Below are 10,823 nucleotides of genomic sequence, written 5' to 3' on the forward strand. Positions count from 1 at the left end.
GCCGATCCGAAAGCGCGCGTTCCTCCGCGCAAGATACCCGCACCCTTTCGAATCGCGCCCGCCCTTCTCCACTTTTGCCCATCGCCCATCAAAAATTGCCCTCGAACCACCCTTTCACCCTTGCAAAGAACGCCCGCAGCCCCTTGGGGGCTTCTGCCTGCGGATAAAACGAGGAATGCACTCCTTGGCGCACCCCGAATTGCAACAAACCCAAGCCGGTGGCATGGGCGGGATCCCCGATCAACTCCGGGGGGCCGCCGATCCCTTGGGGCACGCCGATCCTCACCGGCACATGCAAAATCTCCTCCGCCAGATCGGCCAGGCCCTCGATATTCGCACTGCCCCCGGCGAGCACCACCCCGCCGGCGGCGATGGCGTTCTCGAATCCGCTGCGTCGCAATTCGGCCTTGACCAAGGCGAATAGCTCTTCGAATCGGGGCTCGATGACCTCGGCCAGATTCTGGCGAGCCAGTTGACGGGGAGGACGCTCGCCGACGCTGGGGACATCGATGATTTCATCGGGATCGGTCAGGCGAGCGAGGGCGCTGCCGTAGCTGATCTTGAGCTGCTCGGCGTGGGGAGGCGGGGTGCGCAGGACGATCGCGATATCGTTGGTGATCTGGGTGCCCGCGATCGGAATCACCGTGGTATGGCGAATCGCTCCTTCGACGAATACCGCAATATCGGTGGTGCCTCCTCCGATATCGATCAGACAGACCCCGAGATCCTTTTCATCCGTCAACAATGTCGATTCGCTCGATGCCAGTTGCTGCAAGATGATGTCCTCGACTTCGAGCCCGCATTTGCGCACGCATTTGACGATGTTCTGCGCGGTGCTGATCGCACCGGTCACGATATGCACCCGCGTTTCAAGTCGAACTCCGGACATCCCCAAGGGATCGCGAATCCCCTCTTGTCGATCGATGATGTATTCCTGCGGCAGAACGTGGAGGATCCGCTGATCCGCGGGGATCGACACCGCCCGCGCGACATCGAGCACCCTTAGCACATCCTCGCTTCCGACCTCTTTGTCGCGTATCGCAACGCTGCCATCCGAATCCATGCTGTGGATATGGTCCCCGGCGATCCCGGTATAAACCGAATGGATCTCGCACTGGGCACTGCGTTCCGCCGCCTCCACCGCGCGCTGGATCGATTGCACCGCGGATTCGATATTGACCACCGCTCCCTTTTTGAGCCCATTGGAGGCATGGGTTCCGTAGCCGACCACCTCGATCTCCCCGTCGTCGCCGACTTCGCCGACGATGGCCGCCACCTTCGATGTGCCGATATCGAGGCCCACGACATATTTCGCATCGGTACGTTTCATGCGCTGTCTCCGGCACCGCTTCCGTTCAAAAACCGCAAAGCCGCACCTCGCCCCGACCCTTGGGGGCTTTCGCTTCGCTTCTTGGGAAGCAAAGCGAATCCATCCGGATAACGAAAATCGATCCGTTCGATTTCGTGCAGGCGTTCGGCGAATTCCCGATGGATCAATTCGATACCGGAGCGGGCGCGCGATACCGGCTTCTTATCCGGGGGGAAAACGAGATGCGGCCCGTCTCGCAAGGTGATATGGAATACCCCTCGGGGGGTGAGTCCGATCCGGGCGAGTTGCAATCCGAAAGGAGCGATCTCTCGCTCTAGTCGCCGATAGATCCCGCTCACCATGGCTTGCGTTTCCGGCGGGCCGAACAAGGCGGGCAAGCGATCCGACGGATCCGACGGGGGGGCGAAGAAATGCCGGCCTCGATCGTCGATATATCCGCCCGACTCCCAACGAGCGAAGGGTCGCTCTTCGACCACGACGATATCCAGACCGTCGGGCCATACCCGCCGAATGCTGACATCGCGCACCCATGGAATATCGAGGGCATGCAAGCGCAGCGCGGCCATATCGATGCGCAGCAGCCCCGGGGTGAGTCGGGGCTGGATGGCGTGCACGAATTCCTCTTTCGATACGCGAAGGAGATCCCCCTTGATGCGTACCACCTGAACCGGTTGGAGCAAAACTCCGGAGCTGACCAACAACACCAAGGCCACGGCCGCAAGAACGCAAAACAAGGCCATGGTGCGCTCCGCCTTGCGCTTGGAGGGGGCGAGGGACTCGGCCGCCGACGCTTCGGCCGCCGCCGAGCCCTTGCCGGCATCGGCACCGGCATCGCGAACGGAATCCGGATCGAGATCGAGTTCGAGGCTTGAAGGGCTCATTCGACGCTGGTTTCCAATATCCGCCAGACGAGATCGTCATACCCCACCTTGATCGCCCGTGCCGCCCGCGGAACGAGGGAATGACCGGTCATGCCGGGGATGGTGTTGACGTCGAGAAAAAAGGGGGCGCCCTTCCGATCGCAAACGAAATCGACCCGCCCCCAACCGCTCGCCCCGAGGACCGTGAAGGCATCGAGCGCCAGCCGACCGAATTCCGCCTCGGTCCGGTCATCCAAACCGCTGGGGCAGAAATACCGGGTGCCGGCCCCGGTGGTGTATTTGGCCTCGTAGTCGTAGAAGTCATGCGGGGTCTCGAGACGGATCAAAGGCAAAACGCATCCCTCCAAAATCGCCGCGGTGTACTCCGCTTCGCCGATCCAGGATTCGGCGATGATCCGATCGTCGAAGGCCTTGGCGGTCATCACCGCCCGCTCCAATCCGGCGACATCGCGCACTTTCGATACCCCGATGCTCGATCCCTCGCCGACGGGCTTGATCGCCATCGGAAAGCCGATCCGCTCGGGAAGAGCATCGAGAGGCTCATCGGCATCGACGATCTCGAACGAGGGGGTGGGGATCCCGGTCGCCGACCACATTCTTTTGGAGAGATATTTATCCATCGATAGCGCCGAGCCCAGCACCTTGCTGCCGGTAAAGGGGATCCCCATGCTCTCGAGAGCGCCTTGCACGGTGCCATCCTCGCCGCCCCGTCCGTGCAAGGCGATGAAGGCCCGGTCGAAATCACCGCGCAGCATCCGCCGGATACCTTGCGCGTCGCAATCGATGCCATGCGCATCCACCCCCTTGCGGCGCAAGGCGGCCAGCACCCCGATCCCGCTCGATAAGGAGATCTCGCGTTCCGATGAGCACCCTCCGTAGAGCACGACCACCCGCCCGAAATCACACGGATGGTGAATGCGCGAAGGGGGCAAGACGGGGCTAAGCATCGAAAGGCTCCCTCGCATCGGCGATCGGAGTCGATCCCGGTCCGATCGAATCCTCCTCGCCGACGATTTGCACCTCCGGGATCAGCGAAATCCCTTGCTGCCTCTTCACTTCATCGGCGACCAGCGCGATCAGCGATTCCAGATCCGCAGCGCTGGCGCCCTCCTCGTTGAGGATGAAATTGGCGTGTTTTTCCGATACCACGGCGCCCCCGACCCGCAGACCTTTGAGCCCGCTGGCCTCGATCAGACGACCGGCATGATCGCCGGGGGGATTGCGAAAGACGGAGCCGCAGCTGCGCTGACCGACGGGCTGGGTCGCAAAACGCCGCTCCAGCAGGGATCGAATGCGGGCGAAGGCCTCTTTCTCGGCATCGTCGACGAGATCGAGCTCGCAGGCCACGAACCACTCCCCCGGCGGTCCCTCGAGGTGCCGGTATCCGTAGCGATAATCGTCATGCAACCGGGTACGACGGCGGCCGCGGCGATCGATGGTTTCGACGGATGCGACCTGCGGCCAGATCTCGCCGCCGAAAGCCCCGGCATTCATGGCCAACGCCCCGCCGATCGAGCCGGGGATGCCGACGAGAAATTCGCAGCCCGAAAGGCCTTTGCGGGCGGCGAAGCGGGCCACCTTCGGGCATGTGGCCCCGGCCTCGGCCCGCAGCCTCGTGGCTCCGACGGATGCGACGGATCGCAAGCGCAAGGTGGATATCACGGTGCCCCGCACCCCGCCGTCGCGCACCAAAAGATTGCTGCCCAAGCCCAGCCAGAGCAGTGGTTCGCTTTCGGGCAGGGCCGCAAGGAAGGCCCCGAGCTCGTCGATCGAAGACGGTTCGAAGTAGCGATCCGCTTTTCCCCCGACCCCCCAGACCGTATGGCGGGCAAGGGATTCATGGTGGCGAATCGCAGGCGCGGCCGAAGAGGCGAGGCCGCAAAGGGAGGGCGATCGCATGCTCATCGACGGCATCATGGCCCCGATCCCCGAGGTGTCGAGGGCGATGGAGCCGGTTTCGGATTCAAGATCTCGATGGCCTTGATGATGCGCAGCGGGGCGGCGCTTATATCGCCGGCCCCCAAGGTCAAGACGATATCCCCGGGGCGGACCAGATCCGGAGCCAAGGCACAGGCATCGGCGACTTGCGGTGCGAAAACGGGATCGACCCGTCCCCGCGCCCGAATCGCCCGACACAGGGCACGCCCGTCGGCGGCGTGGATCGCGCTTTCTCCCGCGGCGTAGACCTCGAGCACGATCAGCATTTCCAGAGTCGACAGCACCGCGGCGAAGTCGTCGAAAAGATCGCGGGTGCGGGTATAGCGATGGGGTTGGAAGAAGACCACCAAGCGCCGTCCCGGCCAACCGGCCCGTACCGCATCGACCGTCGCCTCGATCTCCCGAGGATGATGCGCGTAATCGTCGATCACGGTCACTTCCCCCCCATCGACCAAAATCGTACCGATCACCTGCAAGCGCCGCCCGATCCCCTGAAAAGAGCGAAGCGCGGCGGCGATATCCTCATCCCCGACCCCCGATTCCTGAGCCACGGCGATCGCGGCCAGAGCATTGAGAACATTGTGGCGACCGGGAAGATTGAGCACGAGGGGCAAGGGAGCGCCGACCGAGCGACGCAGAAGAAAACGGGTGCGGCTGCCATCGGCTTCGATCTCGTCGGCGACGAAATCCGCTCCCGGATCGTCGATGCCATAGCTCGAAACCGGACGGGCGATCCCCGGCAGGATCTCGCGCACATTGGAATCGTCGGTACATAGCACCGCAAGCCCGTAAAAAGGAAGGCGGTGGATGAATTCGAGAAAAGCCGAGCGCAAGCGTTGGAAATCATCCTGCCATGCGGACATGTGATCGGCATCGATATTGGTGACCACCGCCATCACCGGCTGCAAAAGCAAAAAGGAACCGTCGCTCTCATCCGCCTCGGCCACGAGATATTCGCCGGCCCCCAAACGACCGTTGGCATCGGCGGAGATCAGGCGGCCCCCGATGACGAATGTGGGATCGAGCCGGCCCTGGGTCAGCAGACTTGCGACCAAGCTGGTGGTGGTGGTCTTGCCGTGGGTGCCGGCGACCGCGATGCCATGGCGAAAGCGCATCAGCTCCGCGAGCATTTGGGCTCGGGGCACCACCGGCAGCTGTCGGCGGCGGGCTTCGACCACCTCGGGATTGTCAGCGGCGATCGCGGCCGAGACCACGACCGCTTCCGCCCTTACGACATGCGATCGATCGTGGCCGATATCGATGTGAATCCCCAAGCCGCGCAAACGGGTCACCATCGCCCCCGCACTGCAATCGGAGCCGCTGACCTCGAAACCCAAGGTATGCAGAACCTCGGCAATCCCCCCCATCCCCACGCCACCGATACCCACGAAATGGACGCGGCGCACCCGTCCGAGCCCGAAGTGGCGGGCATTGAAACGTCCCCGATCGGAAATGGATCCGTTCATCCTTTCCCTCCTTCGAGGACCGCCCCCAAACAAGCGTCGACGACCCGCGAGGTGGCATCGGTAACGGCCGCTTCGTAAGAGGCTCGCGCCATGCTCGCAAGGCGCGAGCGATCGGCACGAATCTCGGTCAAGGCCTCGCTCAAAGCCGCGGCCAGCCTCTCGCTGCGCCCTTTGCCTTTTTTCGATCCGCAAGCGCGATCCGATACCTCCTCGACGATGCGAAGCGCCGCCTCTCGACGCACGAGATGGTCCGCGTTATGGCGCTGGTGATCGTCGACGGCGAAGGGAAAGGGCACGAGGATCGAGGCCACCCCGGCCACCGCGATCTCCGCCAAGGTCATCGCTCCGGCGCGGCAGATCACGAGATCCGCCCACGAATAGGCTCCGGTCATATCCTCGACATAGCCTGTCACTTCGGCTTTCAGTCCAAAGGAGCGATAGCGCTCGCAGGTGGCCTCGATATGCGCCGCACCGCACTGATGCAAAATCTCGAATATCGGCTTTGCCGCTTGGGGGGTCGGGGAAGGAGACATCGAGTCGGCGGGGCGGGCTTCGTCCTTTCGAAGCTGCGAGATGGCCATCGGCACCGCCTCGTTGAGGCTGTGCGCCCCTTGGCTGCCACCCAAGATCAGCAGCCGCAAGACGGGTCTTTCGAAATCCGCTTTCGCTCTCGGCGATCGCCCCTCGATCAGACCCTCGCGCACCGGATTGCCGGTATGGATCGCCCGCCGACGAGGGGCGAAACTGCCGGGAAAGGCCTCCAAGACTCGACCGGCGAGCGGTGCCAAAAGGCGATTGGTCAGCCCCGGCACCGCATTTTGTTCGTGGATGACGAGGGGAATGCGGAGCAATCGAGAAGCGATCCCTCCGGGTCCGGCGCCGTAGCCGCCCATGCCGAGGACCACATGAGGGCGCAGACTACGCAACAGCAAAAGGGCTTGAATACCGCAGCGCAACAGGAGGAAAGGGGCCGCCAATCGACGCCCCAGGCTCTTGCCGCGCAAGCCTTTGACTTTTAGGACATGGAAGGGGAAGCCGGCGGCCGGTACGAGCCGGGACTCGATCCCGGTTTTGGTGCCGAGCCACATCACTTCCGCTTTGCAAGCGCGCAAGCGCTCGGCCACCGCCAGCGCGGGATAGACATGACCACCGGTGCCTGCCGCCATGATCAACACCCGAGTCATGACGCCCCCCTCATGCAAAGCATCCTTCGCTCGCGCTCGACCCGAGCGAGAATTCCCACCCCCGCAGCGCAAGCCAAAAAACTGGATCCGCCGTAGCTCATCAACGGCAGGGTCAAGCCCTTGGTCGGCAGCAATCCCATATTGACCCCGATATTGATGCCCGCTTGGATGCCGATCAGCAACCCGATCCCCCATGCGGCGTAGGCTCCGAATACGAGCCCCGATCTCTGCGCCCGATATCCGATCGCCAAGGATCGCAACATGAAGAGGGTGTAGAGCACGACCACCACGACCATCGAGACCAGCCCCAGCTCCTCGGCCATCATCGAAAAGAGAAAGTCGGAATGGGCCTCCGGGAGATAGAAGAGTTTTTGCACGCTCTCCCCCAGCCCCACCCCGAAAAAGCCTCCGCGGCCGATGGCGATCAGGGCCTGCACCAATTGAAATCCACTGCCGAAGGGGTCGGCGAAGGGATCGGTGAAGGACATGATGCGCTGCACTCGATAGGGCGCCAGCAACGCCAACATTCCCATCGCGGCGATCAGGAAGCCGGTGGCGATGACAAAACGCATCATCGGCACCCCGGCGAGGAAGAGCATGCCGAAGGCGGTGGCGACCAGCACCGCCGTCGCCCCGTAATCCGGCTCCGCCAGCAACAAGGGACAAACGAGGAGGATCACGATAAAGGCCTTGAAAAGCCCGAAGTAGGAACTGCGCACTTCCAAGGTTCGGCGCGAAAGATAGCTTGCGAAATAGAGCAAGACACCCACTTTGGCGAATTCCGAGGGCTGGATACCGAAAGTGCCGAATCGGATCCAGCGAGCGCTTCCTTTGACCTCGTGGCCGATGCCCGGTATCAACACCAAAGCGAGCAAAATCATCGAGACGACCAGCAACAGCGGGCTGACCCGGGAGATTTTGGCCAGCGGAAGGCAGGCGACGAGAATCATCACCGCCAATCCGACCAGCACATGGATCGACTGTCGCCAAAAAAGCGCCAGCGGATCGCCGTAGTGATCCTGCGCGATCGCGGTCGAGGCCGAGGCCACCATCACGAGGCCGAGCGCCGTCAGCGTCGCCACCACCCCCCACAGCAGGGGATCGTGGTGCCGCCAAAAGGCCTCAGAACGGGGCTTGAAACCATTGCCGATCTCGAGCGGGATCGATGCCGAGGCCGGGATCGCGGGATCGGGGGCGGCGGCGGAGCGGGCGAAGGCCACACCCTGGGGATTGCGCTTCGAAGGGGAGCATCCGACGGCGGTGGAAATCGTTTCGATCACGATCCGATCTCCTCGATCCTCGCTCGCACCAAGCGTCGGAAGCGATCCCCCCGAACCGCATAGTTCTCGAACATGTCGAAACTGGCGCAGGCGGGGGAAAAGAGCACCGTATCCCCGGGGCGGGCGATCGTCGAGGCCTTGGCCACCGCGGCCTCGAGATCCGCAACATGGCAAGCCTCGATCCCCCGACCCAAGGCTTGCGCGATGGCTTTCGCATCCCGCCCGAAAAGAAGGACACAGCGGACCCGCCCTCGGCAAGCCGCCGACAGGGGCGAGAAATCCGCCCCCTTGCCGATACCGCCGGCGATCAAGATCAGCCGATCCCGACCCTCGTCGGCGTCGGCGAGACCTTCGATGGCCGCAACCGTCGCCCCGACATTGGTGCCCTTCGAATCGTTGATCCAGCGCACTTGGCCGCTCTCGCCGACCGTTTCGCAGCGATGCGGCAATCCCTTGTGGTCTCGAAGAGCCTTGGCCATGGCCGAAGGGGGAAGACCGATCGCCTCCCCCAAGGCAAAGGCGGCGAGAGCGTTGGCGACATTGTGTCGCCCCGAAAGAGGAATGCGGGCGAGGGGAAATATCGGCTTGCGCTTGCGAGCGATGAAGGCTTGATCGCCCTCGTCGACGATGCACCAATGCGCCTTCGGATGGGGGCTAAAACTGAAAGCGAATCGATCGGGTGCGGCCCCTTCGGGGGCGGCGGCGAGCCCGTCGATGACGAGTCGGGCGGCAAGAGGATCATCGAGATTGACCACCACCGCCTGGGCCCCTCGCAAGATCCGGCGTTTGGCCTCGATATATTCATCGAGATCGGCATAACGATCTTGATGGTCGGGGCTGATATTGAGCACGGTCGCCACCTTGGGGCGTAGCGAGGAGGTGGTCTCCAACTGAAAGCTCGAAAGTTCGAGCACATAGAGCTCGGCGCCGCACCCCAATAGATCCAGTGCCGCCGGGCCGAGATTGCCTCCGGCCACCGCACGCAGCCCCGCACGCCGGGCCATCTCCCCCACAAGAGAGGTCACGCTGCTCTTGCCGTTGCTACCGGTAATCGCCACCACCGGGGCATCCGCATTACGGGCGAAGAGCTCGATATCGCCGATCAAAGGGATCCCCTTGGCCACGGCCTCGCGCAGGAAGGGCTCGCCCACCCAAACCCCGGGGCTGACCACGATCTCCGCGGCACCGGCGAGGAGCCGGGCATCGACGGGACCGCAATGGATCTCGACGGCGGGGAATTCGGCCTCGACGCGCGCTCGATGCGGCGGACAAGGACGAGAATCGACGGCGACGATCGATCGCCGCCCGGCCCCGACGAGGTGGCGAATGCACGAAAGACCGGTTTCGCCCAGACCGACCACGACCACCGGGCGGGCATCGTCCACCGCCTCGGTCGGCATCGAGGGTGCGGGAGCCACGGCCGGAAGGGAGTTCGAATCAAGGGCGGCGAACATGGGAATCATCTGATTTTGAGCGTCGCCAAGCCGATCAGCACCAAGACCACCGTGATCACCCAAAAGCGGACGATCACCCGCGGCTCGGGCCAACCCTTGAGCTCGAAGTGATGGTGCAAAGGAGCCATCCGGAAAATCCGCCGGCCGGTCAATCGGAAGGACAGAACCTGCAGCACCACCGAGACCGTCTCCATCACGAAGACCCCGCCCATGATCAAAAGCACCAACTCCTGGCGCACGATGACCGCGATCACCCCCAAAGCGGCCCCTAGCGCCAACGCCCCGATATCGCCCATGAAGACCTGCGCCGGATAGGTGTTGAACCATAAAAAGCCGAGTCCGGCGCCGACGATGGCTCCGCAAAGCACCACGATCTCCCCCGCACCTGCGATATAGGGAATCCCGAGATAACCGGCGAAGGTCGAATGCCCCCCGGCGTAGGCGAAGATCCCCAACGCTCCGGCGACCATCACCGTGGGCAAGATGGCAAGTCCGTCAAGCCCGTCGGTGAGGTTGACGGCATTGCTGGATCCGACGATCACGAAATAGGCCAGCACGACATAGCCCCAGCCGAGATCGATCGCCACCTCCTTGAAGAAGGGGATGATGAGCGCGGTTTCCGCCGGGAGCTGGGCACTGTGATAAAGAAAGATCGCGCTCGAAGCCCCGACCACCGACTGCCAGAGGTATTTCTGGCGAGCGGGCAAGCCCTTGGAATGGGCGCGCGTCAGCTTCAGATAGTCGTCGATCCAACCGATCGCTCCGAAGAGCAAGGTAACGAGCAATACCACCCAAACGAAGCGATTTCGCGGATCCGCCCATAAGACGGTGCTGACCGCGATCGCCACGAGGATCAGGGAGCCGCCCATGGTCGGGGTTCCGGCCTTGGAGAGGTGGGATTGCGGGCCGTCGTCACGTACCGGCTGGCCGATATGCGCTCGACTCAGCCGACGAATCATGAACGGGCCGATCATCAGGCAGATGGCCAGCGCGGTCAGCACCCCGAGGATCGCGCGCAGGGTCAGATAGTGGAAAACGTCGAAGCCGCTGTAGGTATTGGCCAGCCATTCGGTTAAGAGGAGCAACATCAGACGCCCCCCCCCTCGACGAGGGCTTGCACCACCCGCTCCATTCCCATCGAGCGCGAACCCTTGATCAACACCGTGGCGTCGGCGGGCAATGTCCGATGCAGGCTTTCGATCAGGCTTTGTCGATCCGGGAAATGCTCGCCCCCTTCGCCGAAGGCCCGTACCGTCTCGCGACCGAAATCGCCGATGGTCAGCAGGCGGT

General features: G+C 63.2%; 9 protein-coding genes and 1 pseudogene. All 10 read right to left on the bottom strand.

From position 1 onward, the window contains the following. Positions 1-88: 88 nt before the first annotated feature. Positions 89-1,330 (bottom strand): cell division protein FtsA, encoded by a 1,242-nt coding sequence (gene ftsA / locus BF99_RS0116590; protein ID WP_025771939.1) that lies wholly within the window; start codon positions 1,328-1,330, stop codon positions 89-91. Then, positions 1,327-2,211 carry a cell division protein FtsQ/DivIB gene (locus tag BF99_RS0116595; RefSeq protein WP_025771941.1) on the bottom strand — a complete coding sequence of 295 codons (885 nt, stop codon included), beginning with the start codon at positions 2,209-2,211 and terminating at the stop codon, positions 1,327-1,329. Before BF99_RS0116595 ends, ftsA begins: the two co-directional genes overlap by 4 nt. Further along, complete coding sequence (locus BF99_RS0116600) at positions 2,208-3,158, bottom strand: D-alanine--D-alanine ligase (RefSeq protein ID WP_197019197.1); 951 nt, start codon at positions 3,156-3,158, stop codon at positions 2,208-2,210. The genes BF99_RS0116595 and BF99_RS0116600 overlap by 4 nt, the downstream gene beginning before the upstream one ends. Next, positions 3,151-4,116, bottom strand: a complete 966-nt coding sequence (murB, locus tag BF99_RS0116605) for a UDP-N-acetylmuramate dehydrogenase (protein WP_025771944.1) — start codon at positions 4,114-4,116, stop codon at positions 3,151-3,153. Before murB ends, BF99_RS0116600 begins: the two co-directional genes overlap by 8 nt. Positions 4,117-4,124: 8 nt before the next feature. Next, a complete protein-coding gene (murC, locus tag BF99_RS0116610; RefSeq protein WP_051482960.1) occupies positions 4,125-5,615 on the bottom strand; it encodes a UDP-N-acetylmuramate--L-alanine ligase in 1,491 nt (496 codons plus the stop codon). Beyond that, complete coding sequence (gene murG, locus BF99_RS0116615) at positions 5,612-6,799, bottom strand: undecaprenyldiphospho-muramoylpentapeptide beta-N-acetylglucosaminyltransferase (protein WP_025771947.1); 1,188 nt, start codon at positions 6,797-6,799, stop codon at positions 5,612-5,614. Before murG ends, murC begins: the two co-directional genes overlap by 4 nt. Beyond that, positions 6,796-8,079 (bottom strand): putative lipid II flippase FtsW, encoded by a 1,284-nt coding sequence (gene ftsW / locus BF99_RS0116620; protein WP_025771948.1) that lies wholly within the window; start codon positions 8,077-8,079, stop codon positions 6,796-6,798. Before ftsW ends, murG begins: the two co-directional genes overlap by 4 nt. Then, complete coding sequence (gene murD / locus BF99_RS0116625) at positions 8,076-9,542, bottom strand: UDP-N-acetylmuramoyl-L-alanine--D-glutamate ligase (RefSeq protein WP_231471427.1); 1,467 nt, start codon at positions 9,540-9,542, stop codon at positions 8,076-8,078. The genes ftsW and murD overlap by 4 nt, the downstream gene beginning before the upstream one ends. Further along, positions 9,539-10,621 (bottom strand): phospho-N-acetylmuramoyl-pentapeptide-transferase, encoded by a 1,083-nt coding sequence (mraY, locus tag BF99_RS0116630; protein WP_025771951.1) that lies wholly within the window; start codon positions 10,619-10,621, stop codon positions 9,539-9,541. Before mraY ends, murD begins: the two co-directional genes overlap by 4 nt. Then, positions 10,621-10,823: pseudogene (locus tag BF99_RS23525) on the bottom strand (UDP-N-acetylmuramoyl-tripeptide--D-alanyl-D-alanine ligase); the annotation flags it as partial. The pseudogene BF99_RS23525 and the gene mraY, both read right to left, overlap by 1 nt.

Source organism: Thioalkalivibrio sp. HK1, from assembly GCA_000583135.1.
Taxonomy (GTDB): domain Bacteria; phylum Pseudomonadota; class Gammaproteobacteria; order HK1; family HK1; genus HK1.